This is a genomic window from Pontixanthobacter luteolus, from assembly GCF_947494915.1.
GTDB classification, from domain to species: Bacteria; Pseudomonadota; Alphaproteobacteria; order Sphingomonadales; family Sphingomonadaceae; genus Pontixanthobacter; species Pontixanthobacter luteolus.
On sequence record NZ_CANLWR010000002.1, the window covers coordinates 608598 to 634599 of the forward strand.

The 26002-nt window shown below is 60.6% G+C and carries 21 protein-coding genes and 1 tRNA gene; 9 read left to right on the top strand and 13 right to left on the bottom strand.

Features of this window, described 5'->3' with window-relative positions; all coding sequences use genetic code 11:
* Nucleotides 1-798, top strand: coding sequence for a crotonase/enoyl-CoA hydratase family protein (locus PO778_RS11865; RefSeq protein ID WP_271439780.1), 798 nt, complete (start codon nt 1-3; stop codon nt 796-798).
* 196 nt (nt 799-994) lie between these two features.
* Here PO778_RS11865 and PO778_RS11870 read toward each other — a convergent pair whose 3' ends face one another.
* The 5 genes from PO778_RS11870 to PO778_RS11890 form a co-directional block, all read right to left on the bottom strand.
* The gene (locus PO778_RS11870) at nt 995-1678 is read right to left on the bottom strand and encodes an NnrU family protein (RefSeq protein ID WP_271439781.1); all 684 of its coding nucleotides are present in this window, start codon (nt 1676-1678) and stop codon (nt 995-997) included.
* A gap of 73 nt (nt 1679-1751) precedes the next feature.
* Nucleotides 1752-2249, bottom strand: a complete 498-nt coding sequence (locus tag PO778_RS11875) for an FKBP-type peptidyl-prolyl cis-trans isomerase (RefSeq protein ID WP_271439782.1) — start codon at nt 2247-2249, stop codon at nt 1752-1754.
* Between the two features lie 9 nt (nt 2250-2258).
* Nucleotides 2259-3566, bottom strand: coding sequence for an amidohydrolase family protein (locus tag PO778_RS11880; RefSeq protein ID WP_271439783.1), 1308 nt, complete (start codon nt 3564-3566; stop codon nt 2259-2261).
* Complete coding sequence (locus PO778_RS11885) at nt 3563-4939, bottom strand: amidohydrolase (protein ID WP_271439784.1); 1377 nt, start codon at nt 4937-4939, stop codon at nt 3563-3565. The genes PO778_RS11880 and PO778_RS11885 overlap by 4 nt, the downstream gene beginning before the upstream one ends.
* A gap of 28 nt (nt 4940-4967) precedes the next feature.
* Nucleotides 4968-6623: a peptide MFS transporter gene (locus tag PO778_RS11890; protein ID WP_271439785.1), complete on the bottom strand. Its 1656-nt coding sequence runs from the start codon at nt 6621-6623 to the stop codon at nt 4968-4970.
* A gap of 202 nt (nt 6624-6825) precedes the next feature.
* Here PO778_RS11890 and PO778_RS11895 point away from each other — a divergent pair, with 202 nt between their 5' ends.
* The 7 genes from PO778_RS11895 to PO778_RS11925 all read left to right on the top strand — a co-directional run bounded on the left by PO778_RS11895 (nt 6826) and on the right by PO778_RS11925 (nt 12600).
* Nucleotides 6826-7167, top strand: a complete 342-nt coding sequence (locus tag PO778_RS11895; RefSeq protein ID WP_160731034.1) for a GntR family transcriptional regulator — start codon at nt 6826-6828, stop codon at nt 7165-7167.
* A gap of 180 nt (nt 7168-7347) precedes the next feature.
* Entirely contained in the window at nt 7348-7629 is a 282-nt protein-coding gene (locus PO778_RS11900) for an integration host factor subunit beta (protein ID WP_160731033.1), read from the top strand.
* A gap of 119 nt (nt 7630-7748) precedes the next feature.
* Nucleotides 7749-7833: transfer RNA gene (locus PO778_RS11905), tRNA-Leu, on the top strand.
* A 169-nt stretch (nt 7834-8002) separates the two neighbouring features.
* The gene (locus PO778_RS11910; protein WP_271439786.1) at nt 8003-8695 is read left to right on the top strand and encodes a PilZ domain-containing protein; all 693 of its coding nucleotides are present in this window, start codon (nt 8003-8005) and stop codon (nt 8693-8695) included.
* A 56-nt stretch (nt 8696-8751) separates the two neighbouring features.
* Entirely contained in the window at nt 8752-10350 is a 1599-nt protein-coding gene (locus PO778_RS11915) for an NAD(P)/FAD-dependent oxidoreductase (protein ID WP_271439787.1), read from the top strand.
* Between the two features lie 10 nt (nt 10351-10360).
* Nucleotides 10361-10810: a GtrA family protein gene (locus tag PO778_RS11920; RefSeq protein ID WP_271439788.1), complete on the top strand. Its 450-nt coding sequence runs from the start codon at nt 10361-10363 to the stop codon at nt 10808-10810.
* 5 nt (nt 10811-10815) lie between these two features.
* A complete protein-coding gene (locus PO778_RS11925; protein ID WP_271439789.1) occupies nt 10816-12600 on the top strand; it encodes a hypothetical protein in 1785 nt (594 codons plus the stop codon).
* Between the two features lie 17 nt (nt 12601-12617).
* On the opposite strand, the gene msrB is transcribed toward PO778_RS11925, so the two are convergent.
* The 4 genes from msrB to PO778_RS11945 all read right to left on the bottom strand — a co-directional run bounded on the left by msrB (nt 12618) and on the right by PO778_RS11945 (nt 16905).
* Nucleotides 12618-13115 (bottom strand): peptide-methionine (R)-S-oxide reductase MsrB, encoded by a 498-nt coding sequence (gene msrB / locus PO778_RS11930; protein ID WP_271439790.1) that lies wholly within the window; start codon nt 13113-13115, stop codon nt 12618-12620.
* 102 nt (nt 13116-13217) lie between these two features.
* Nucleotides 13218-14534, bottom strand: coding sequence for a cytochrome P450 (locus PO778_RS11935; protein ID WP_271439791.1), 1317 nt, complete (start codon nt 14532-14534; stop codon nt 13218-13220).
* Nucleotides 14535-14608: 74 nt separating this feature from the next.
* Nucleotides 14609-15874, bottom strand: a complete 1266-nt coding sequence (locus PO778_RS11940; protein WP_160731028.1) for an ABC transporter permease — start codon at nt 15872-15874, stop codon at nt 14609-14611.
* Nucleotides 15871-16905, bottom strand: coding sequence for an ABC transporter ATP-binding protein (locus PO778_RS11945; protein WP_271439792.1), 1035 nt, complete (start codon nt 16903-16905; stop codon nt 15871-15873). Before PO778_RS11945 ends, PO778_RS11940 begins: the two co-directional genes overlap by 4 nt.
* A gap of 44 nt (nt 16906-16949) precedes the next feature.
* Here PO778_RS11945 and queG point away from each other — a divergent pair, with 44 nt between their 5' ends.
* A complete protein-coding gene (queG, locus tag PO778_RS11950) occupies nt 16950-18026 on the top strand; it encodes a tRNA epoxyqueuosine(34) reductase QueG (RefSeq protein ID WP_271439793.1) in 1077 nt (358 codons plus the stop codon).
* Here queG and PO778_RS11955 read toward each other — a convergent pair.
* The 4 genes from PO778_RS11955 to PO778_RS11970 all read right to left on the bottom strand — a co-directional run bounded on the left by PO778_RS11955 (nt 18010) and on the right by PO778_RS11970 (nt 25998).
* Nucleotides 18010-19236 (bottom strand): NAD(P)/FAD-dependent oxidoreductase, encoded by a 1227-nt coding sequence (locus PO778_RS11955; protein ID WP_271439794.1) that lies wholly within the window; start codon nt 19234-19236, stop codon nt 18010-18012. The two genes, queG and PO778_RS11955, sit on opposite strands and share 17 nt — an antisense overlap.
* Nucleotides 19237-19318: 82 nt before the next feature.
* On the bottom strand, nt 19319-24040 hold the full coding sequence (locus PO778_RS11960; protein WP_271439795.1) for an NAD-glutamate dehydrogenase: 4722 nt from the start codon (nt 24038-24040) through the stop codon (nt 19319-19321).
* Between the two features lie 147 nt (nt 24041-24187).
* Nucleotides 24188-25171 (bottom strand): LLM class flavin-dependent oxidoreductase, encoded by a 984-nt coding sequence (locus PO778_RS11965; RefSeq protein WP_160731024.1) that lies wholly within the window; start codon nt 25169-25171, stop codon nt 24188-24190.
* Complete coding sequence (locus PO778_RS11970) at nt 25171-25998, bottom strand: tetratricopeptide repeat protein (protein ID WP_271439796.1); 828 nt, start codon at nt 25996-25998, stop codon at nt 25171-25173. Before PO778_RS11970 ends, PO778_RS11965 begins: the two co-directional genes overlap by 1 nt.
* Nucleotides 25999-26002: the final 4 nt, after the last annotated feature.

Genomic DNA, 26002 nt, shown 5'->3' on the forward strand with positions numbered 1-26002 from the left:
ATGCCGCTCCTCCAGATCGAATCCGCCAATCACGTCACCATTCTCACGCTGAACCGGCCCGACACGATGAATCCGCTCGGCGCGGCGGGGGACGGCGATGCATTTGTTGAGGCGTGCGATGCTGTGAACGCCGATATGGATGTGCGCTGCGTGATCCTGACCGGGGCGGGACGCGCGTTTTCAGCGGGCGGCGACGTCAAGGCGATGAAGCAAAAGACCGGCAATTTTGGCGGCACCGCCCCTGCAATTGCCGATGGCTATCGCAACAACATCCACAAGATCCTGCGCGCGCTATACGGGCTGCGCGTCCCGCTGATCTCTGCTGTCAACGGCCCGGCGATCGGGCTGGGCTGCGACCTCGCCTGTCTGGGCGATATGCGCATCGCGAGCGAGAAGGCGAAGTTTGGCGTCACATTCCTGAAGCTGGGCATCATTCCCGGCGATGGCGGCACGTGGATCCTGCCGCGCATCATCGGGGAGGCGCGCGCGGCCGAGCTATTCTACACCGGCGATGTGATCGACGCCGCGACCGCGCTAGACTGGGGGCTGGTCAGCCGCGTAGCCCAAGGCGACACGCTGATGGACGAGGCGCAGGCGCTCGCGGCCAAAATTGCCGCCATGCCGCCGCACGCGCTCCGCCAGGCGAAGAACCTGATGCGGCAAGGGCGCCACACCAGTTATGACACCGCGCTGGAAATGGCCGCCAATGCGCAGGCGCTGATGCATTCCACAGCCGATCACATGGAAGGTGTCGACGCGCTGCTGGAAAAACGCGCGCCGGTTTTCAAAGGCGAATAGGCGCAGGGCCGCTGTCCTACAGGCGGGCGATGTTGCTAGGCCGGCGCTGCTCTTTCCCATCGTAGAAGCGTGCGTGACCGGCCCCTGGGGTGCGAAGATTTTCCGCTAAGGGACTGTGTTCCATGTGTTCCAGATTGTCAGGATTTGAGGACCGAAGTTGAACGGTACGCCGTCACAGATACCGTCAGCAGTACCGTCAAACCCAGCGCCAGATGCCCGCTTCCCATCCGCCCAGCGGAATGTGAATATAGGTCAGCGCCAGCCACAGTGCGGTTCCGCCGACCAGCGGGAATACGCCGACCTGCAAGATCCGCTCCCACCGCGGCCAATAGGTGGTCTTCACCTGCCACTGCGCCCACGCATCGCCCATCAGCACGCGTTTTTTGCGGTCCTGCATATAGGCACCGACCAGTGCGAGAAAGATGATCGCGCTCGCGACAATCAGAGTGCGCGCGGTGGGTGCGGCGATCATGTGCGATGCGCCCCACAGCGCAAAGCCCCACATCATCGGGTGCCGGGTCACCTTGAACACGCCGCTGACCTCGGCCCTCGCGGCGTCCTCAGCCCCCGGCGCGGGCAGGGCGGGGTTGCCGATCAACGAGCCTGCGAACAGGATCAGCGCGAGCAGGGTCAGGAAGCTTGCAGACATCCATGCAAAATCGCCGAACCCTGACCATAGCGGGGGCGTGCCTGCTCCGGCGGCGACGAAGGCGAAATACATCCACACCATGCAGGCTGCGCTGACGAGTGAATAGATGCCCATGAAGCCGCCGGGGCCAAGCGCCCGGACCAACGGCGCGCGAAGCGGGTGCGACATGGCGAAATGCGTGCCGACAAACGCCGTGCTCGCTGCAATCAGGGAAATGAGTGCCAGGTCCATCTGTTATCCTCCGACTCAGCGCAGAGAACCACATTGCACCCGAGATGACAATCGGCGCGGCTTCCGTTTTGCCTTAGCTTTCCGCGATGCCAAGCAATTCAATAGTGAACAGCAAGGTCGCGCCGCCGGGTATCGCCCCCTTGCCGAACGGGCCGTAGCCAAGATCTGAAGGCACCGCGATTTCGATTGTATCGCCGACGCCCATTTCGGGGATTGCCAACTGCCACGCCTTGATCAGCCGGCGCAGCGGGAAGGTAGCCGGTTGACCTCGGTCGAACGAACTGTCGAAACTGGTCCCGTCGGTGAAACTGCCTGCGTAATGCACGGTTACCGTATCGGCGACACGCGGCTTTGGGCCTTGACCCGTGCCCTTGATCCGCCGCCACAACAGGCCGCCGTCCAGATAAGACCAGCCATCCTTATAGCTGCGCATGGCAAGCGCAGCCTGCTGTTGATTATGCCAGGCGACATCTTCGGAACGGTCGGCGGGTTGCCCGTCCTGCGCAGCGGCGTGCGAAGACAATGCCGCTGCGCCTGCTGCGGCAAGCAGTGTCACGAATCTCATGCTCATCAGGTCCGTTTACCAGTCGTATGCTTTGGGAAGGTCGCTCTCGTCCAGATCGCGGTAACGATCACGAAGGCGCGTCTGGTGACTGGTGAGCGGTTGCTCGATTCCGTCAATGAAAACACGAACCGGTGCGCTCGATACTTCCAGCGGGTCACCATCCCACACCACCACGTCGCCTGCGGCACCGGGTTTCAGCACGCCAAACTGGCCCCCATATCCCGAAATCTCGGCCGGGATGGAAGTGATGCTGGCGAAGGCTTCGCCCCATGTCAGGCCGGAGGCACGGGGCACTTTCTGCAGAGCCACCAGATTGCCGGCAAATTGCGGCGCAGTGCGCGGCCCGGTGATCCCGCCGCTCAGTCCGCCAAGCGCAACCTTTACGCCAGCATCGACCATTCGGCCCACATTGCTCTGCGTGGCGCCCAGCTGTTCGAAGCTGGAAGGCAAGTCATCGAGCGGGTCGGCGATAACCGGTACGCCGGATGCGGCGATCTGGCGGGCCACAATCCAGCCTTCGCTGACCCCGACAAGCACCAGATCGAGCTTGGGATATGTGCGTTTGAGGCCCAGCACGGCGGTGATGTCGGCCGCACGTTCCACGTGCACATACAATTGCTGCTGGCCGCTGATAACCGCGCCAAGGGCAGCGGCATCTGCGCGGGTCAGCAAATTGTCTTCACCGCTCCAGTTGCCGTTCGCAAGGTCACGCGCCTCGCGCAAAGCATTGGCGAATTCGGCATAGGCGGCAATCCGGCTGCCGCCAGCAATCCGCGCGCCCATTTCGCCAAGCACCACGAGCTGGAATTTCTTGGCTTGCATCACTGCGTCAGGATCTGCGCCCAGATCGATGGCTGCACCCTGGCCTGCAAAGATCGAGTCCGCCGGTGCGGTTGTGATGGTCGCCCGTGTCACTCCGCCAGCGCGGCTGACTGCGATGTGCTGCGATGCGTAATTGACTGCAGTCGAGGCATCCAGCGCTGCGCCAAAACGGGCATCGCCGGCGCGCACGTCGTTGCTGTCGTTTACAGCGCCGACATCCCACAAACCGAGATCGGTCAGCGGCATGAAAATGCCCGGGGTGACCCAGCTGCCCTGGCCGTCATACACTTGCAGATCCCCTGGTGCGGCGACGCCGGCCCCGGCCGCGACGATCTTTCCGCCGCGTACAACGACGGTCGCGCCATTCACGGGTTCGCTGCCGTCACCGATTGCGACGGTTGCATTGGTGATGGCGAAATCCTGAGCAGCGGCAGAGCCGGCGAAACCCGCGCCTATGGCAAGGGCACTGACGGCGGCGGTGAACTTCATAACGCGGTTCATTTCACGTCTCCTTCACCGGGCTGGCCAAGCTCGAAATCGCTTACCGGGCGCCTTTTCGGATCGTTCGCATCGTACAGCAGCGCACCGTCGACCCACACTTTCTCGGGCCGCGAATAGACGCTCAGCGGATCGCCGTTCCACAGCACGACATCGGCCATTTTGCCGCTTGTCAGGCTGCCGGTCTGATCGCCGATACCCATCGCTTTTGCGGCGTTGAGAGTGATCCAGGAAATTACGTCGGCATCGGAAATTTCGATCCCCATGCGCTGCCCGGCGGCCTGCGCCTTGGCAGCTTCCTGATTCAGGCGCTGGATTCCGTTTTCATCGTCGGAATGGATGACCACACAGGCACCGGACTGATGGATCAGCGCAGCGTTTTCAGGAATGCCGTCATAGCTTTCCATCTTGAACCCGTACCAGTCGGCCCAAACTGCGGAGCAAACCTCGTTTTCCTTCAGCAGGTCGCCGATCTTGTAGCTTTCAACCGCATGATGGAACGTGCTCACCTTGTAGCCAAACTCCTTGGCCATATCCATCACCAGCGCCATTTCGTCTGCGCGGTAGCAGTGGTTGTGGATCAGGATTTCGCCGTCCAGCACACCGGCCAGCGTTTCCTTTGCCAGATTGCGTTTCTTGCGGTCGCCATCGGCATATTCCTGCGCATCGAGCCAGGTCTGGCGATTGACTGCGAAATTGCCCATCCGGGTGGATGGCTTGCGGCCACGGCTGCCATAGACGCGCTTGGGGTTTTCACCGCAGGCCATCTTCATGCCGTAGGGCGCATCAGGGAACTTCATCCCCTGCACCGTCCGGCTGGGCACGTTCTTAAGCGTAATCGTGCGCCCGCCCATCAGGTTGGCGGAACCGGGCAGGACTTGCAGCGCGGTTATGCCGCCATTGGCCATCGCCCGGCTGAAGCCGGGGTCCTGCGGCCAGACAGAATGTTCTGCCCATACATCGGGCGTGGTTGGATCGGTTGCTTCGTTGCCGTCGGAATGTGCCTGGACCGACGGGCTGGGATAATCGCCCAGATGACTATGAATGTCGATAATCCCCGGGGTAACGAATTTGCCGGAGCCATCAATCCGGGTGTAGCCAGCGGGGATTGCCATGTCCGCGCCTCCCGCACCGACGATTTCACCGTCAGCGAACAGGACCACGCCGTTTTCTATCTTGCCGCCGGTCCCGTCATAAATGGTCGCACCGACCAGCGCGGTGGGTGCGCCGGGATATGCGCTGTAGGTGGAGGCGTATGGGGTTTCGGCTGCGGCAGGTGCCTTGTCCGCGGCACTTGCCGGTCGGGATTCCCCGGCACCGGAACAAGCAGCGAGCGCTACCGCGCCCCCCAGAATGGTAAAGGCACGGTAGCGCATCGCTTTAGTCTCCAATTTATTCGAACTCTTATCCGCGGGTCGCAGGATGGATGCCGCCTTCTTGCGATTCAAGACCGGCAGCAGCCTGACCCTCGAGATCGTCACCGACGTTGTCATCCTGCAGCGTGTCGAGGTGCATCAGCTTCTTGATCAGCGGGCTGACGACCATCACGGCGACACCAATGCCGACGGCGTAAAGGCCAACGGTCTGATAAACGTCGAGCACGACCTGCTTGCCAGCCGTTTCGCCGACACCTTCGGCGCCGGTGGCTGCTGCGATCAGGCCGGCTGCGAAGTTACCGGTTGCCGATGCGAAGAACCATGTACCCATAATCAGCGAGGCCATGTGAGCCGGGCTGAGGCGGTTCATCGCGCTGAGGCCAACCGGGCTCAGGCAAAGCTCACCAGTGGTGTGCAGCAGGTAGATCAGGAAGATGAAGATCACCGGTGTCGGCACGTTTACGCCGGCCGATTCTGCACCCCAGACAAGGACGAGGAAGCCAAGACCCACCTGAATTACAGCAAGGCCGAATTTCATCGGGGTCGATGGTTCCGCACCCTTGCGGGCAAGGCCCTGCCACAGCATCGCGAACAGCGGTGCCAGCAGCACGATGTAAATCGCGTTGATCGACTGGAACATTGAGGCGTTGACGCCATCGGTGTCGACGTGGCGATCGGTGAACAGGTTAAGCGAGGAGCCAGCCTGTTCGAACAATGCCCAGAACACGATTGATGTCAGGATCAGGAACATTGCTGCGAAGATCCGGTCGCGTTCTTCCGGTGCCAGCTTCGTGACAGCAGTGAACAGAACGTACAGCACCAGCCCGCCGCCGAATGCGCCGAGGACGTAACCAACCAGTTCTTGATACTGGATTGCAGCCCAGCACAGTGCGACCATCGCAAGGCCGGCACCGTAAATGCCGAATTCCTTGCCGCCAGCCAGCTTGGCCGGGTCTTTCGGTTCGCCTTTGCCCAGGAGCAAGGGCTTGCCGAGGACGAAGAAGATCAGGCCGATCAGCATGCCGATACCGGCGAGGCCGAAGCCGTACTGCCAACCGTAAGTCTGGCCGAGGTAGCCGCAGATAATCGAAGCGGTCGCCGCACCAACGTTAATGCCCATGTAGAAAATCGTATAGGCAGGGTCGCGGCGAATGTCGGTGCGCGAATAGAGCTGGCCGACGATCACGGAAATGTTGGCCTTCAGGAAGCCCGATCCGACGATAATCAGAGCCAATGCTGCCCAGAACACGTTGATGGTGGGATCAGCCTGTCCGCCGCTGCCTTCGAAAGCCATGAAGAAGTGGCCGAAAGTCAGCAGAACCGCGCCGAACAGCACCGCTTTGCGCTGCCCCAGATAACGGTCGGCGAGATAGCCGCCTACGACAGGAGTGATGTAGACCAGCGCTGTGTACGCGCCGTAGATTATCGATGCTTCGGAATCCGAGAACATCCAGTGCTGAACGAGGTAGAAAATCAGCAGTGCGCGCATGCCGTAATAGGAAAAACGCTCCCACATTTCAGCCAGGAACAGCAGGAACAATCCCTTGGGATGGCCTGCAAATTCCGGTTGCGGACGCGTTACGATATACGTGCCGCCCAGCAGGAAAGCTGCCAGAGCGACCACTGCAGTCCAGAACGCCCACATTTCAAATGCGGAATCGAACGTAAAGATAAGCTCAGTCATGGGCGTGCGGCCCCCTCAATAGATTTTTGTCTACCCCTCTCCCACCGGAGGGTTGAAGCGACGCACACTAACGCCTGAATTTCTCATGTGAAGCGCTAGTTTCAATCGAAACCGCCTTTCCGTGCGGTTTCTAGCGGTTTCGGGGAACTTGACGCGGCGCAGTGTATTATGGCACTGATGCACCTTACCAGAGGACGATACCATGACCCAGCAAGCCCGACCCGTTTACCTGAAGCTGCGAGACCAGATCGCAGCGTCGATCATCGAGGGTGAATACGCGGAAGGGGAAATGCTGCCATCGGTGCGCGCCTTTGCAGCGGAGCAGGGCGCAAACCCGCTGACGGTGGCCAAGGCATATCAGCAATTCCAGTCTGACGGCCTGGTCGAGGTGCAGCGCGGTGTGGGCATGTATGTGGTGCCTGGTGCGGCAGAAAAATTGCGCCGCAGCGAGCGCGATCAGTTCATTCGCGATGAATGGCCCGAGATACGGCAGCGCATGCGCAGGCTTGGCATTCAGCCCGCCGAATTGCTCGAATCGGCCTGACCTGGCGGCTCTGGCGCCGAAAATTCGCGCATTTGCTTGATTTGATGTTCGTAATCATTGCGCCGCCACACGCATTCTGGCACCTTCGTTAACAGGGTCGTGATGCCGGTTTACGGCACTTTGCTTTGTTAAGGGGGCTCTTTGCCGGGCGTGTAGTTCGGGGGGAGCGAGGAGAGAATAATGATACGTTCAGAGCTATTGCAGGCACTCGCCAAGGATAATCCCGACCTCAAGGCGGACGAGATCGAACAGGTCGTCGACATTTTCTTTGACGAGATCGCGAAACGCCTTGCCGAAGGTGGCCGCGTGGAACTGCGCGGATTCGGGGCGTTCTCTACCCGCGAACGTGAAGCACGCATGGGCCGCAACCCTCGCACTGGTGAGGCTGTTCCTGTCGCTGCAAAGCGCGTGCCCTATTTCAAACCAGGCAAGGAAATGCGTGAGCGGCTGAACCCCAGCTGAGGGTTTTGCCGCATGGCTGTGTCGGGGCTGCAGGCCATGCCCGGCCAGCGGTGCTACGTGCATATCAAACGAATAGAATCTTGAGAGCGACCGGGGCACACCCTAAGGGATGCCAGCGTGCGGGTGTGGCGGAATGGTAGACGCCGGGGACTTAAAATCCCCTGATCTTTGATCGTGCTGGTTCGAGTCCAGTCACCCGTACCATCCTGCAATTAGTCGGACCGCCTTTGGCGAGGACTGGTCTCCCAAAATTGCGGCCTAGTAAAAGCCGGGAAAAACTACCGAATAGACTGATAGTATATTGTTAGCCAATTTGGCTTAGCTCCGGAATTGCGTCTGAAGACAGGACAGGCAGCAACGGGGACCGTATAGAATGCAAGGCATACAGGGACTGCCAATTGAGCCGGATCAGCCGGTCGAGCTGGAGGATCGCGCAGCGCCGCGTTTCACCTTGCTGATCCGCACGGCGAAGCTGGTGGTGGAAGACCGTCAGTATTTGTGCGTGGTGCGCGATATCTCGGCCAGCGGTGCGAGCATCCGAAGCTTTCACGAGCTGCCCGAAGGCAAGCGGATGGCAATCGAATTCCAGAACGGGGATATGCACCCGGTCGAACTGATCTGGCAAAAGCCGGGAGAGGCGGGATTCCAGTTCCTGGTGCCGATCGAAGTCGACACCATTGTTGCCGGCTCTGGCGAGTTTCCCAAACGCGATCTGCGCTTCGACATCCAGTTGCCGGTAACTCTCAACACGAACGGCCGCCAGATTCAGGCCCAGCTGGTGAATTTGTCGCGGCAGGGCGGAAGCATCGAGACAACGGACAGTCTGATGATCGATCAGCCCATTCGGATGGAAGCACGCGGAGTGCCCGAGATCGAGGCGCGGGTCCGCTGGCGCAAGGATGGATGTTACGGGCTGGTGTTCGATACGACGTTCTCGCTGGCGAACCTCGCGATACTGATCCGCAACCTCCACGGGCGCGGCGAACGCTGCGAGCAATCACCCACAGACCGCCGCGCAGAGCACTCTGCTGCCATTCCGCCGAGCGCGATTTCGCACTCGCGCTAACTTTCTCTTAACCAATTTCCTTCACCTCCGGATCATACAAAACACCGGGGGCAAGAATGAGCGCGAGCGCCAACAGGGAATTGAACGTAGACGTAGCCATCATCGGCGCAGGTCCCGCGGGCCTGACCGCCGGGTATCTGCTGACCAAGCAGGGCAAGACTGTCGCGATCATCGAAAAAGACGAAACCTATGTCGGCGGCATCAGCCGTACCGTGGAACATGAAGGTTATCGCTTCGACATTGGCGGCCACCGCTTCTTTTCGAAAAGCCAGCAAGTCGTGGACTTGTGGAACGAGATCCTGCCCGATGATTTCATCCAGCGTCCGCGGATGAGCCGCATCTATTATGAAGGCAAGTTCTACAGCTACCCATTGCGTGCATTCGAGGCGCTGGGAAATCTTGGCCTGTTGCGATCCACCGCGTGCATGGTCAGCTATCTGCGTTACAAACTGTTTCCGCTGAAAGACGTAAAGAGCTTTGAAGACTGGACCACGAACCAGTTCGGCAAGAAGCTCTATTCCATCTTCTTCAAGACCTATACCGAGAAGGTATGGGGCATGCCCTGCGATGAAATGAGCGCCGATTGGGCAGCTCAGCGGATCAAGGGCCTCAGCCTGTGGAGCGCGGTCGTGGACGGCCTCAAGCGCTCGCTCGGGCTCAACAAGAAACCCAATGACGGACAAGCTGCCAAGACTCTGCTGGAGACGTTCCGCTATCCGCGACTTGGCCCCGGAATGATGTGGGACGCCGCGCGCGACAAGATCCTTGCCACGGGCAAGGGACACATCGTGATGGGCCACGGCCTGGAACAGCTCGCTGCCGATGGCGAAGGCGGCTGGCGGATGACCGGACGGGACAAGGACGGCAACAAGGTCGTGGTGAAGGCCGGCGATGCGATCAGTTCGGCACCGATGCGGCAGCTGGCCGCGCGCCTGCACCCGCTGCCGGATACGACACTCAACGCATCCAATCTGAAATACCGCGACTTCCTTACGGTGGCGCTGAAAATCAAATCGGAAGACCTGTTCCCCGACAACTGGATCTATATCCATGACGAAAAGGTCCAGGTGGGCCGGGTTCAGAACTTCCGCAGCTGGTCGCCGGAAATGGTGCCGGATGAAGGTGTCGCTTGCGTCGGGCTGGAGTATTTCTGTTTCGAGAATGACGGATTGTGGTCGTCATCCGATGAGGATCTGATCGAACTGGCGAAGAAAGAGATGCAGATTCTGGGCCTGTGCGACCCGCAGGACGTGATCGGCGGCGCGGTTGTCCGGCAGGAAAAAGCCTATCCCGTCTATGACGAGGATTATGCAGCGAATGTCGAGGCGATGCGCTGCGAACTGGAAGATAAATATCCCACGCTGCACCTTGTTGGCCGCAACGGTATGCACCGTTACAACAACCAGGACCACGCGATGATGACCGCGATGCTCACGACCGAGAACATTCTCGCCGGCGAGCGTGTCTATGACACGTGGTGCGTCAACGAAGACGCTGAATACCATGAAGCCGGTAACGAGGGCGCCGAAAAAGCCATCCCGGCGCGCGAAACGGTTTCGGCTGATCAGGCAGCGGCACTTAATTCGCTGCGCGATGTCCCCGAACGCATCAAACCCGATTCTAACGGCGACCATGCAGGTCGCAAGGTCGCTTGAGGAATGCGGCATGAGCCTGCCTGTACAAACCTTGACCGGCGCCAGGCGAATGCACGCCGCCTTGGATAAGCTGCGCGATATCCGGTTGCTGCGCTACCTGTTGGCAAGCGTCGGGGCATTGGCGGTCGATGTCGGCTTGTTCCTTGTCCTGCTGTCTGCGGGTATGCTGGCGGCCATTGCCTCTGCTGCCGGTTACAGCGCGGGCATCCTTGCGCATTGGCTTCTATCCAGCCGCACTGTGTTTACGGACACCGTGGCCGAGCGCGGGCGCGAACGGACTAAGCAGAAGGCACTGTTCGTAATTTCCGCATTTGCCGGGCTGGCGGTAACCACCGCGATAGTCGGCGCGGCCGATTACATGGCCTTCGACCCGCGTCCGGCCAAGCTGGTCGCGATCGCCCTGAGTTTCAGCGTCACATGGCTGCTGCGAAGCCGCATAGTTTTCAGGCCTGCCGGGTAACACAGATGGACCTGGCGGGGGGAGACAGGCGGGATCGCCAGCACGAACGGCCCAACCGGCGTATCATGCTGGTTTGGGCGGCGTTGTCTGCGATCTTCATTGCCATCGGTCTGCCGCGGTTGTTGCAGGGTCAATTCCCCGATCCGGACGATGCGCTGCGATTGGTCCAGGTGCGTGACTTGATCGCCGGGCAGGGCTGGTTCGATATACACCAGTACCGGATCGACCCGCCGACTGGCACACAAATGCATTGGTCGCGGCTGGTCGACATCCCGCTGGCCTTGCTGATTTTCGTGCTCAGCCCGGTTTTGGGCCAATCGGGCGCGGAAACGGCAGCGCTGGTCATGGTCCCGCTGCTCACTTTGGGTGCAGTTCTGTTCTTGATCGGACGGCTCGCTTGGCGATTGTTCGATACGCAAGTCGCCGGCTTCGCGTGTCTCTGCATTGGCTTGCTCGCACCGCTTGTTTTCCAGCTGCAGCCCATGCGGGTCGATCACCATGGGTGGCAAATCGTCGCGGTTGCGGCCGCGCTGTGGGCGATGGCGCACCGATCGGCATTACAGGGTGGTGCGATCGCCGGGCTCGCAATGGCTGCCGGGCTGACGATTTCGATCGAAATCCTGCCGATGGTCGCCCTATTCGGGGCAGTACTGTTTATCCGCTGGTTCCGCGACCGGGCTGCCCGCTGGTGGCTTGTCGGATATATGCAGGCGCTGGCGCTTGGCCTTTCGGTCATCTTTTTCCTGACGCGCGGCACAGCCGACCTGGCTCAGTACTGCGACGCTGTTTCTCCCGCCCATCTGGGTTTCTTTATCATCACCGCCATCGGTACGGGCGCAATCGCGGCTGCACCTGCAATGCCGCGACCGGCGCTGGTCGCCGTTTTTGGTCTGACCGGGGCCGCGGGCCTTTCTTTCTTCGGGCTGGCCTCGCCGAAATGCCTGATAACGCCGTTCGCATCGCTTGATCCGCTGGTCCACGATTACTGGTATGTGCACATTCTGGAAGGGCGACCCTTTTGGGAACAGGACCTGAGCGAGGCCGTCCCAACGCTCCTGCAATTGCTGGTGGCGTTTTCGGCTACTCTCATTCTCTGGCAGAAGTCGCACGATTGGCTCCGTTCCTGGTGGGCCGAATACGCCTTCCTGATCGCGGGCAGCATCGTGATGTCGCTGCTGGTCTGGCGTTCTGCGGCGTTTGCTTGCGTCATCGCGGCGATCCCGCTTGGCTGGCTGGCCACCAGGCTATTCCGCATCCTCAGAATCGAAGATCGCTTGCTGGCAAAAGTCGGTGCGGTTGCGGCGACGATCCTGTTGTTGCTTCCGGCAACTCCGGTCAGGGTGTGGGATGCGGTAAGCGCACTGGACGAAGATACCGCCGAGACACCGGCGGGGATCGTTCGCAGCAGCGATTGCCAGTTGCAGCAATCTGCCAGGCAGCTGAAGCGGCTGGAAAATGGTACGATCTTTGCCCCGCTCGACATAGGCCCCGTTATCCTCCTGGACACCGATCACGCTGTGATCGCGACCAGCCATCACCGTGCAGAAATGGCCATGCGCGATGTGATCCTGGCATTTACCAGCGATCCGGTGACAGCACAGAGGATCATCGGCAAACGCGGAGCCGCCTATGTGGCGCTGTGCAGCGATCTGGCGGAGCCGAATCTGTATGCTCAGGCAAATCCCGGCGGATTGGCTGCGCAGCTAATCAGCGGTGAAAACCCGGAATGGCTGGAACCGGTTGAACTGGACACTCCAGACAGCTTCAGGGTCTGGCGCGTGCGCAACTAGGCCCAGGTTTGCGGCGGCTATGCCGCGATGAAATCCATCGCTGCGCCGTTCATGCAATAGCGTTTTCCGGTCGGCTTGGGCCCGTCATCGAACACATGACCCAGATGACCTCCGCAATCCGCGCACAGCACTTCTGTTCGCGGATAACCCAGCTTGTAATCGGTATCTGTCGCGATTGCGCCAGCGATCGGCTTCCAGAAACTGGGCCATCCTGTGCGGCTGTCATATTTGGTCGCAGAAGAATAAAGGCGGTTATTGCAACCTGCGCAGATGAAGGTCCCCTTGCGCTTTTCCTTGTCCAGCGGTGAGCTATAGGGGCGCTCAGTCCCGGCCTCGCGAAGGATGTAATATTCCTGCTTGGTCAATCTCTTGCGCCACTGCGCATCGCTTAGCTTGACCGGAAAATTACGCGCTTCTGCTGGCGCGCTGCCGCAAGCAGCCAATACCGGCAAGGCGGCGCCTGCTGATAGCCAGCCGATGAAGGAACGGCGGGTTGAAACTGCGTGTTCGGGCATGATCAATCCTTTCTGCTCACACCTATATACGGCGCGGGGAGCAGAAAGGTTTCACACGGATCATGCCCGAAAGCGCGGGACTGACCAGAATACCGGAACTGGTCAGAATTCGGTGATCTCGACTTCCAGTTTGCGGAAGCCGTGAACGAAATTCGCCCGGACCCGCTCGACGTCGCCTGCGACATGCACACGCATCCGCCGCTTGTGCATTTCTTCAAGCAGGATACGCAGCTGCAATTCGGCAAGCCGCGCACCGACACAGCGGTGAATGCCGTAGCCAAAGCTCAGATGCCTGCGGGCATTTTCGCGCGTTATGTCGAGCTTCTCGGCATTTTCGAACAGCTCTTCATCGCGGTTGGCCGAAAGATACCACAGGATCAGCTTGTCGCCTTTCTTGATCTGTTCTCCGAACAGTTCGGTATCTTCCGATGCCGTGCGCCGCATATGCGCAAGCGGGGTCTGGTAACGAATGCATTCCTGCACTGCGTTGGGGATCAAATCCGGGTTTTCCTCGAACAGTTTGCGCTGGTCGGGGAATTTGTCGAACGCATGAATGATGCCCGACATAGTGTTGCGGGTGGTGTCGTTTCCGCCCACGATCAGCAGAACCAGATTGCCCATGAATTCGCGCGGGTCCATCTGGTTCATCGCAGGCGAATGGATCATCATTGAGATAAGATCGGGGCCGGGTTCTTCCTGTGCACGCTTCATCCAAAGCTGCTGGAAATACGTTGCCATTTCCTGGAGGACTTCCTCGCGGTCATTGGTCAAATCCTTGACCAGCGCGATCTCGGTGTCGCCTGCCCAGTCGCTCCAGAAAGTCAGCAGATGGCGGTCTTCCCACGGGAAACCGAACAGGATGGCAAGCATGCCGGTCGTCAGTTCGATGGAAACCGTCTCGACCCAATCGAACATTTCACCCTTGGGCAAGGAATCGAGGAGTTCGCCTGTGCGCTTGCGAATCTCGTCATCCATCCGCTTCATTTCTGCGGGAGTGAACGCCGGTGCCACGGTGCGGCGCTGGCCGGTATGTTTGGGCCGGTCCATCGCGATGAACATCGGCAGCTCGCGGCCTTCCTCCGCATCCATATCGCGCTCGAGAATGGTAATCCCGCCATGCTCCCAGCTGGAGGAAAACAGCTCGGGCAGGGCCTCGATATGCTGGATCGCCTTGTGCGAGACGACATTCCAGTACGGGCCGAACGGGCTTTCGGACACATAGTGAAGCGGGCCCTTTGCGCGCATTTCCGCGAAGATCGGCTGCCACCGGTCTTCATAATAAATGTCGCTGCGGCTTACATCGTACTTCTCGGGATGCTTCGGAAGATCTTCCGGATGTGCATCGAGATGTTTCACCAGCGTTTCATACGCTGAAGGCGATGTACGGAACTGGGGCTTCTCTGGTGCCTGCGTGGCCATTGGCATTCTCTCCTCTCCCGCGCTCTTTCCAAGCGTCGGATTACCGGCCCATCCTGAACTTACTTACCCTAATGTCAATAGTGGGTTGCGATTTGCGACTTATCCTTGCGGCGCATTGAAAGGAAACTGCGGCGCTTCGCCGATTTTGCCCCTCGCGGCCCGGACTTCATTACGCGGCGGCGGAACAGGCTGGCCCCGGCTTTCACGAAAACCGCCACGCACAGGATCTGCCAGCCAATCGCCAGCGCATGCTGCCACAGCGAATCGACCTGAGCGGCCCGCGCCAGCATGGCGAAGGGAGAACTGAACGGGAAAATCGTCGCGGCGATTTCCATTGTCGAGCCCGGTGCCGCCATGGCGTAGCTGGCGAAAAAGAAAACCAGCAATTGCAGCATCGTCACCGGCATGGACAGGGTTTGAACCTCGCGCACCGTAGCCGCCATCGATCCGATCGAGAGGAACAGCGAACCGAGGATCAGATATCCCATCGCGAAATAGATCACGCCCAATGTGAAGAACATCGGCCAGCCAACGGCGGGGGCGGCAAAGGTCGCCGATTCGTATCCGGCACCGAAATAGATCAGGCTTCCGACCGATCCCCACACGGCAATGCCGACAAAGGATACGCCCAGCATCGCGAAAAGCTTGCCAAGGAAAACCGCGTCCATCGGAATTGCGGCGGCAAGAACTTCGATGATCTTGTTGCCTTTCTCCTCAACCAGGTTGGACAGCACCATGCCGCCAAGGATCATGGTAAGCAGGAACAGCAGCATCTGCCCGGCCTGCGCGGTGCGGACCCGGTCGCGTTTTACATCGGCACCGCTGGTTGCGACCTCGACACTGGCGATCTCTGGGAAATTGCTGGGGGAGGAGCCGAGGCTGGTCGCCGCAACAAGGGCTACCGGGCCGCGCCAGCGATCGATCTGGTTTCCGGTCGCGGTGATGACGGGTTCCTGACGTGATCCGCTGATAATCGCGGCAAATGGCGCGCGTTGTTCCTGCAGGATCGCCATCGGGTCCTCGCCCGCCAGATCTGCATCCAGTACCACCATACTTGGCACGAAATTGCCCACGTCCTTGCGCAGCGCGGCGGCGGTTTCGACCATTGCGGCGCTGTCGGTCTCGCTCATAGAAACGGCCACTTCGACCGAAGCCGTCTGTTTCTGGACCGAGCTGCCGATCCCGCCAGCCAGCCCGCCGACGATAATCGGAAACAGCGGGCCAAGCAGGAAGAACAGGAACGCGCGGCTGAACAGAATGGCGAGGAAATCGCGCCTGGCGATCACGTAGGCGGCCTGCAGCGTGGTGAGCCGGGCGGTTTCGTGGGTGTGCTGGCTCATCGTGCGGCCTCCGCTGCGTTGTCGGCTTCCAGAGCGCGGGCGGCAGCTTCACCTGCGATATGCACGAACGCATCGTGCAGGCCTGCGCGTTCGATCGACAGCGAAAGGATTCCAGCTTCGCCTTCGATCAATGCGCGAAGCAAAGTCTCGATACCGCTTTCGGGGAGCGAGAAATACCAGAAGTCCCCCTCTCGGCGCGCGTCTTCGGGCAAAGCGCTGCGCCAGCGGCCGTCGCGTTCGCGGGTTTCCAGCCGGACCTGCGCCGGGATGCGGTCGCGCGCAGCCTCGACCGAACCGGCATAGGGCACCTTGCCCCCGGCGATGATCGCAACACCTTCGCACAATCGCTCTGCATGGTGGATCACATGGGTGGAGAATATTACGGTAGTTCCGTTTTCAGCCAGTTCGCGGATCATCCGTTCCAGCTTGCCCTGATTGATCGCATCGAGGCCGGAAAACGGTTCGTCGAGCACGACCAGCTTCGGCCGGTGGACCAGCGTGCCGAGCAATTGCACCGTCTGCGCCATGCCTTTGGACAGCTGCCGGATTTGCCGGTCTGCAGCATGGGCGAGGCCGTGATTTTCCAGCAATTCGCGGCCACGTGCCTTGCCTTCTTCCAAGGGCATTCCTCGCAAAGCGCCCATGAAACCGATCGCTTCATAAGCCTTCATTGACGGATAGAGGCCGCGCTCTTCGGGCAGGTAGCCGATCAGCTTGGCAATCTCGTGCGGTTCGTCATGTCCGAACACGCGGCGCACGCCTTCATCCGGATCAATAATGCCGAGAAGCATCCTGAGTGTAGTGGTTTTGCCTGCACCATTCGGCCCGAGAATGCCGTAAATCGCGCCTTCTGGTACGGAAATGTCGACGCCGTCGACGGCGGTGGTGCCTTCGAACCGCTTGACCAGGCCGCGGGCCTCAATTGCGAGCGGGCGAGAGTCTCCTGCCGGCGTTTCGCTATTGCTGTCGCCTTCGTTGGAGACCGTCACACTGTTGTCCTTATCGAGCGTATCGCTTAGCGGCATATCCATACATGCCGGATAACCGCAGCATGTGAACGGGAGTAACCCCAACCATGGTTAAAAGCGCGGTAATCCTTCAGCTTAAGCAAGACTTGATAGCAGAGGCGCGCCGTCTGGGCTTTGTATCGGTTGGCATCGCTCCGGCGCAAGACAATCCCGAACAGGCAGCCCGTCTCAAACAATGGCTGGATGCCGGGTATCACGGCACAATGGAATGGATGGCCGACCGCGCGGATGTGCGTCAGGGGCCGCAAAGCATGTGGGATGCGGCGCGCAGCGTTATCGCGCTGGGCATGAGTTATGCCCCGCAGCTGGACCCGCTAGCTCTGGAATCGTCCCATGATCGCGCACGAATTTCGGTTTATGCGCAAGGCCGCGATTATCACATCACCGTCAAGAAAGCGCTGAAGGCGCTGGCCCGCTGGCTGGTGGCAGAGGCGCGCAAGGTCGGCCTGGAAGAACCACAGCTGAAAGTTTTCGTCGACACCGCGCCGGTTATGGAAAAACCGCTGGGCGAAGCTGCCGGCATCGGCTGGCAGGGGAAGCACAGCAACATGGTCAGCCGCGAACATGGCAGCTGGCTGTTTCTCGGCGCTATCTACACCACCGTGCCGTTCCCGGCAGACGAGGCGCATGAGGACCGGTGCGGATCATGCAATGCATGCCAGACGGCCTGCCCGACCGATGCCTTTCCAAAACCCTATGTGGTCGATGCCCGGCGCTGCATTTCCTATCTCACGATCGAGCACAAGGGGCCGATCCCGGATGAGTTCCGCAAGGCGATTGGCAACCGCATCTATGGCTGCGACGATTGCCTGGCGGTTTGCCCATGGAACAAGTTTGCGGACACTGCCGCGCGGCATAAATCCTTTGTGCCGAGGGAAGAACTGGCGGAGCCGCGCCTGGCGGATTTGTTGCAGCTGGATGATGCGGCCTTCAGGGCGCTGTTTTCCGGATCGCCGATCAAGCGGATTGGACGCGACCGGTTTGTCCGCAATTGCCTGATCGCGGCAGGTAACAGCGGCAATTCGGAGCTCGGCGGGATTGTAGCAGAATTGAAATCCGATCCCGACCCGGCTGTGGCCGAAGCAGCGCGGTGGGCCGAAAGCGAGCTTAAAGCAGTTCCTTGAGCGGAACCTCGATATTGGCAAGAACGTCCGGATCGGGGCTGATGCGGGCATCGACCAGTTTACGGCCCTGCGCGTAATCCTTCACATTGTTCACGCAATCGAGCGCGATGATCCGCCCTTCCTTGAGGTAGACCACGGAAAACTTCCGATTGGCAGGGTCGCCGCGGAGCACGGTCTGATCATGGCCCAGCGACAGGCCGGCGGTCTGCAATTTCAGATCATACTGGTTGGACCAGAACCACGGGAAAGCGTGATAGGGCTGTTTGTCGCCCATGATCGCCTTAGCCGCAGTGGTCGCCATATCGTTGGCATTCTGCACCGATTCCACCCGGATAACCGCCCCATCGGCAAAGGGATTGGCATGCGCGGCGCAGTCGCCAATGGCATAAATATCGTCGAGCGTGGTCCGGCAATATTCGTCGACGTCGACCCCGTTCGCACCTGCGGCACCTGCCATCATCAGCGGCCCGACCGATGGAACGATGCCGATACCAACGACTACCAGATCAGCAGGGATGACTTCTCCATCCGCCAGTTTCACGCCGGAAACCTTGCCGTCTTCGCCGATCAGGCTGTCGACCATAGCCTCGAGCCGTAAATCCACGCCATGGGCCCGGTGTTCCTGCTCGTAAAATGCCGACAGTTCTTCACCGGCGACGCGGGCAAGGACGCGCGGCAGTGCCTCCAGCAGCACGACTTCCCGGTCCAGCTTGCGCAGCACGGCCGCCGCCTCAAGGCCGATATAGCCGCCGCCGATCACGACCGCACGGCGTGCGCCAGCATCAAGTTCGGCGATCATCCGGTCGACATCGGCCCGGTGGCGGATGGTGTGAATCCTCTCCAGATTGCCGCCATTGCAATCGAGCCGGCGCGCATCGCCCCCGGTTGCCCAGATCAGCTTGCGATAAGAAATCTTGGTGTCGTCAGACAGCGTCACTGTTTTGCCCAGCGCGTCGATCTCGATCACGCCATTGCCAAGTCGCAGGTCTATGTCCTTATCGGCCCAGAATTGCGGAGGGCGTATGTACAATCTCTCAAACGGTTTTTCGCCGGCGAGATATTCCTTGGACAGCGGCGGCCTTTCGTAAGGGGGCTCTTTTTCCCGGCCGACCATGATGATCGTTCCGTCATGTCCGTTCTGCCGCAAGGCAATTGCCGCCTGCGCCCCTGCGTGGCCGGTGCCTACAATCAATACGTCTGCGTGATCCATGCCCGCTGACTTGGCGGAAAACCGGCCGCGGTCAAGACCGCTTCGCTGAAACGGCCTTACACGCGGCTGATTTTGCCTGCGTCTATCTTCCCAGCAGGTTGCGCGCTTGGCTGGCAATCTGGGCGAGCATGGCCGGTGCCACGGCCGCCTGCGATTGCGCGCGGCCAATCATCGCCCGGAATTGGCGGATGGCGGCCTGATGTTCGGCGGCCCAGCTCTCTACTGCCGCCAGCGGATCATCCTTGGCCCCTTTGCGCCGCGACAGTCGCCGCAGGAAGTCGAGCCGCATCTGCTGGAAATCGCGCGCAAGCCCGGCGACCAGAAGGCGTTCCCAGACATCGGACGGGTTCATCAACGCAGCAGTTCCCTGAGCCCAGTCGAGGCCAAGCCTTTCGCCCAATTCACTGAACGCTTCTGTCAGGGTGCGCGGTTCCATCTCTGCATTGCGTGCTAGTGAGGCTAGACCGATCGCGCCGTCCATATCGAACAGGTGGGCGACCTCGGCTGCCAGCTTTTCAGGCGCGCCGGCATCGGTGAACTGGGCCCTCAGCTTGGCCGATTGTTGCTGCGATTCCACGGCCAGCAAGCCCGACGTGTCCGACAGCTGCACGACGCGCTCGTTCAGCCGCTCGATCATCTCAGATGGCGGGCTGATGCTCGCGCCGGCCCGCAACAGATCGGCCATCTGGCTGCGCATTACCGCTGCCACATTGTCGAACAGCATCAGGCGCGCCTTTTCAGGCATCGGTGTGGTTTCCAGTTTTTCCCAAAGCTCGCCAATACCGAACAGGTTTTCTGCCGCGACGAAAGATGCTGTCACATCGGCCAGGCCCACGCCCTCTTCTTCGGCCAGTTCGAACGGGTGCACGATGCCAAGCCGGTTGATCACCAGATTGGCCAGTTTCGTCGCCACGATTTCGCGCCGCAACTGATGCCCTTCGATTTGCGCCTTGTATTTCTTGCGCATCGGGGCGGGGAAGTAATTGAGCAGCAATCCGTGGACGCTGGAATCGTCGGGCAGCGACGTTGCTTCGATCGCATCCTGCAAAACCAGCTTGGTAGAAGAAAGCAGCACCGCAAGTTCCGGACGGGTCAGGCCGATGCCGTCTGCAGCGCGGCGGCTGAGCGTTTCATTGTCCGCCAGCCCTTCTGTCTTGCGGTCCAGAGCGCCGCGATCTTCCAGCGATTCCATCAGGCGAAGCTGCGATCCGGCGGCCTTTGCGCCGCCGCGTTCCGCAATGGACAGCGCGAGAGCCTGAAGACGATTGTCCTCAAGCACCAGATCAGAAACTTCGTCGGTCATTTCAGCCAGCAGCGTGTTGCGCTTTTTCTCGGTCAGCTTTCCAGCCCGCGTGGCTGCGGCGAGCGCGATCTTGATGTTGACCTCGTTATCGCTGCAATCGACCCCTGCCGAATTGTCGATGAAGTCGGTGTTAAGCCGTCCGCCTGCCATTGCGAACTCAATCCGGCCCGCTTGTGTCACGCCCAGGTTTGCACCTTCGCCGATAACCTTGGCGCGCACCTGCCCGCCATCGATCCGCAACGCGTCATTCGCCGGATCGCCCACCTGAATGTTATTTTCAGCCGAGCCTTTGATGTAGGTGCCGATACCGCCGAACCAGATCAGGTCGACGGGCGCAGCCATGATCGCCGCGATCAGCGTATCAGGCTCGATCTCCTTGGCGTCGATATCGAGCGCCTTGCGAGCGGCGGCTGAAAGCTTGATCGTTTTCGAAGCGCGGGAATAGACGCCGCCGCCCTTTGAAATCAGGCTTGCGTCGTAATCTTCCCAGCTTGAACGCGGCAATTCGAACAATCGTTTGCGTTCTTTCCAACTGGCCGCCGCATCAGGGTCGGGATCAATGAAGATGTGCCGATGATCGAAAGCGGCAACGATCCTGATCGACTTCGACAGCAGCATACCATTGCCGAACACATCGCCCGACATATCGCCGCAGCCAACCACCGTGACCGGGTCTTCCTGAACGTCGACACCCATTTCGAGGAAGTGACGCTGCACGGAGACCCATGCGCCCTTGGCGGTGATGCCCATCGCCTTGTGGTCGTACCCATTGGACCCGCCGCTGGCGAAAGCATCGTCGAGCCAGAAATCGCGCGATGTGGCGATTGCATTGGCCACATCGGAAAAGCGGGCAGTGCCCTTGTCAGCTGCGACCACGAAATACGGGTCTTCGCCGTCAAGCGGCAGAACCCGGTCGGGATGAACAACCTTGTCGTCCACGATGTTGTCGGTGATCGACAGCAGAGTGCGAATGAACACCTCGTAGCTTGCCTGCCCCTCGGCTGCCCAACCTTCGCGGTCGAGCGCCGGTGACGGCAATTGCTTGGGGTAAAACCCGCCTTTCGCACCGGTTGGCACGATCACCGCGTTTTTCACTCGCTGGGCTTTCATCAGGCCGAGGATTTCCGTGCGGAAATCGTCACGCCTGTCGGACCAGCGAAGGCCGCCGCGGGCGACCGGGCCGGAACGCAGGTGGATACCTTCGACGCGCCGCGAATAGACGAAAATTTCGCGCCATGGCACCGGCTTGGGGAGGTTGGGGACGAGGTCGGACTGGATCTTGAATGCCAGTGCCTCCGCCGCTGCCGGGGCAAATGCGTTGGTGCGCAGGATCGCCTTGATCAGTGCATGATACAGGCGCAGCAAGCGGTCATCGTTGATCGCCGCCACTTTGGACAGTCCCTGCCGGATTGCGTTTTCAGCGTCAGCGATGGCAGCGGTGCGGTCTTCCGCAAAATCGGGATCATGCGCCGCGGTGAAGCGGGCGATCAGCGCGCGGGTGACTGCTGGCGCGCTGCGCAATGCGTCGACCACGGTGTATATGGTGAAACCCATCCCGGCCTGCCGCAGATACCGGTAGAATGCGCGCAGCCAGTCCGCCTCGTTCGACGACAGCGCAGTTCCGACCACCAGGCGGTTGAACGGATCGTCTTCGGCGGTTTCGTTGAGAACTTCCGCGATCGCCTGCTCGATTGTTTCGGCGCGCTCCACGATCGGGGCTGCCGCGACACCTTCGGGCAGGGCGAGGACGAAGTCATGGATCGTCCCGGTCGTGCCGCCGGCCAGCGGTGTGGGGAATTCGGAAAGAACCTCGAACCCGAAATTCTCGAGCGCAGGGACGGCATCGGACAGCGGCAGCGAACCTTGATGTTCGTACACTTTCAGGCGCAGGCAATTTTCAGGGTCACCATCCAGATGATACAGCCGCGCATCGCGCTGGATGGTGGAAGCGGCACCGCTTTCCTGCTGCAGATTGTGGCGCATGCGCAAGATGTCGCGCGCCGCCTCTGCCGGGCCGTAGGCAACCCGGTATGGAATGGGGAACAGGTCTGCGAAACGCGACGCCATCGCCGCTGCTCGGCCAGCTTCCTCGAATTGCGCCAGCTCGTGCTCGACCGCCTCGGGCCAGCCGCGCAGCATGTTCTGCATCTGCTGTTCCAGCGCGGCTTCGTCATATTCGCATCCGCCTGTGCGGATATCGAGCACGAAGCGCAGCATGGCCAGATTGCCGCCTTCGACTTCCAGGCTCCAGTCGAGCAGCTTGCCATCGCAGCCGTCTTCCAGAAGGTCGCGAATCTGTTCCCGCACCTGCGTGGAAAGCAGGTCGCGCGGCAGCCACACAAATGCGAACAGATGCCGCGCAAGCGGAGCCTCGACAATCGCGAGCCTGGGCCTGGGCCGATCGACAAGCCCCATCATCGCAGTGCTGACGCGGGCAATATCCTCGTCTGCAAACCCGATCAGGATGTCGTGCGGCAATGCCGTTAGCGCGTGGACGAGCGCCTTGCCGGCGTGGCCCGACGGATCGAAATCGAACCGTTCCATCAGCGATGTCAGCTGAGTGCGCAGGCTGGGAATTGCGCTGGGCGGGGTAGCCAGCGCCGCGCTGGTCCAGACACCGCAATGGACCGATAGCGCAGTAACCTTGCCGCCTTCGATGACTGGAATCAGGAACAGATCCAGCGGAACCCGGCGATGGACATTGGCCAGCCGGTTCGCCTTGATGATCAGCGGCACGCGGCCTTGCTGGTTCTTCGGATCGTCGAACCAGTCGAAAGCGCGGTCCCAGGAATTTTCCGCGAGGATCAAATCGGCGCTCTTGCGGCATATGCCCAGCTTGCCTGTCTGCTTGCCATCACGCGTGCGGGTCAGGTGGCCCAGCTGTGTCAGCATCCCGTCTTCCAGCCAGTTCAGCAGCGCGGCGCCTTCGGTTTTGCCGATCCGCGCCGCATCTTCGCGCATCGCCGCGCGCATATTGGCCCAGTCGCTGACTGCGGCGCGAACGTCGCCCAGCGTTTCGCGAAGTACTTTTTCCAGCTCGCGGCGCTGTTTGGCATCGATGCGTGCAGTTTCGATGTAAATCATCGATTCGCGCATCGCGCCGTCATTGTTGGTGGCGGATATGGAGGTAAGAACGCCCGTTTCGTCACGGTTGGCTGACATCACCGGATGAACCAGTCGGTCGATCGCAAGTCCCTGTGCTGCGATGGTTGCGGCAACCGAATCGACCAGGAAGGGCATGTCGTCGTTGACGATCGCAATTCGCATGAAGCGCCGCTCTCCGCTGGCGGACGCCAGTGCAATCGCCGATCGTTTCGCGTCGCGCTGTCCTGCTGTTTCCAGCAGGAAGTCGGCGGCTTCGCGGATCTTGTCCGATTCGAACGGAGTGTCCCCGGGCAGGATAGAGCCCGCTATCTGCTTGGCCAGCGCCTTGCTCAGGCTGCTGCCGGCAGCGGGTTTCTGTTTGGAATTGCGAGGCGTCGCGGCGGTTTTCGAACCCATCCGTCATGCTCCGTGAGGCTCTCAGGCCTATTATATTGTTACTGCCCCGTGCAGTAATAGTGCGCAAATAGGCTGATCCTCTCCGCCCTGCAAGCGCATCCCTAGCGCGGCCCGCGGATTGTTGCGAGCCTTGCGCGGAGAAGCCGGTCAGCCGGACAGAACATCCATCGTCAGCTCTAGCGATCGCTGGCGATGTTCCGGCTCGAAAGTCGAACCGGCGACGATGATTTCATCGGCCGTGGTGCGTTCGATAAATCCGGCGATCTTGTCCCGAACCGTTGCTGCCGAACCGATCGCGCTGGCCTGTCCGATATGGGCGAGCATGGCCTGAGCCTGCGCGGGCAGCGAATCGCGGTAATCGCGAATGGGCGGCGGAAGCTTGCCGGGGCTGCCGGTGCGCAATCTGACGAATGCCTGAAGCTGGGAGGAGGCGAAATATTCCGCCTCCGCATCGTCATCCGCTGCGAGCACGGTCATCGCGGCCATCACGTGCGGTTTTTCCAGCGCTTCGGAGGGCTGGAAATCGCGGCGGTAGATTTCGATTGCGGCATCAAGATGATCCGGCGCGAAATGCGATGCAAAGGCGTATGGAAGGCCAAGTTTCGCCGCCAGCCGGGCGCCAAACAGGCTAGATCCCAGCATCCACATCTCGATGTTTGCACCAAAGCCCGGCGTTGCCTTTACCGGCAAATCGATATCGCCGGTGAAGAGCGCGCGCAATTCGACTACATCTTGCGGGAAATACTCGGACGCCGCGTGCAAATCCTTGCGCAGTGCGCGCTGCAATTCAGGCCCTGCTCCGGGCGCCCTTCCCAGGCCAAGGTCGATCCGGCCAGGATACAATGCCTCAAGCGTGCCGAACTGTTCGGCAATCTGGAACGGCGTGTGATTGGGCAGCATGATGCCGCCTGAACCGATCCGAATTGTGGACGTAGCCGCGCCGATATGCGCCAGCACGACTGATGCCGCAGCTCCTCCGATGCCCTCCATCGCGTGATGTTCCGCCACCCAGAAACGCTTGTACCCCGCATCTTCTGCAGTGCGCGCGAGCGCAGCCGATGCGGCGTAGGCTTCTGACAGGCTGCCGCCTTCGCGAACGGGAACCAGATCGAGTACGGAAAAGGGAATCATTACTGTGTCAATTGCTCCAGATAACCTTTGGCAGTCTGGGCCTGCGTGGTTCCGGGCGCAAGGGTAACCACCGATTGCCAACTGCGCCGGGCAGCATCGTCATTCCCTGACAGAACGGCAATGACGCCTGCCTCCAGACCGATATCGGGGTTCGAGGGGTCGAGCAGGCTTGCTTGCTCGATAAAGGATTGGGCGGCGACCAAATCGTCATCCCGCCGGGCAAGTGTGGCGGAAAGCAGCCATGCCCGCGAACTGCCGGGTGCCAGTTGGCGGGCCTTTGCCAAGGAAGCCGCTGCCGCCTCGCTCTGACCCGTTGCGACCAGCGCGCGGGCACGGTCGAGCTCTATTTCAGCGATGAGCGGGCCAAAATCGGCTGCTGCCGCATCGTTTGCCGCTTGCTCCAGCACCGTGAGCGCTTCGATATTGTTGCCCGCACTTAGCAGAGCATTCGCGGCAATCGCGCCCAGCCGCGCGCTGTAGGCCGGGTCTTTCCCCGCTGCGAGATCGCGTGCGGCAATGAAATTGCCGGCAGCATCGGTCCACCGGCCCAGAATGGCCTGCGCATAACCGATGCAATGCAATTCGTACGCGCGGTCGAGACCCCTGGCTTTGCCCAGCCGGGAGGATGCCTCGGTGGTGGCTGCGACGCTATCCAGCTCTGCCCGTGCCAGGCATTGCTGCAACCGGTCGGGAGTTTTGGTTTCGACCGATAATTCGGTATTCTGCCGCCTGCGCAGTTCCTGCAGTTCCGGCGGAATTGCGGGTATGGCACCAGCAGACGGGTTCGGGCCGGCCTGCATCAGCAGGGCAAGCATTGCGGGAAGCATGGTT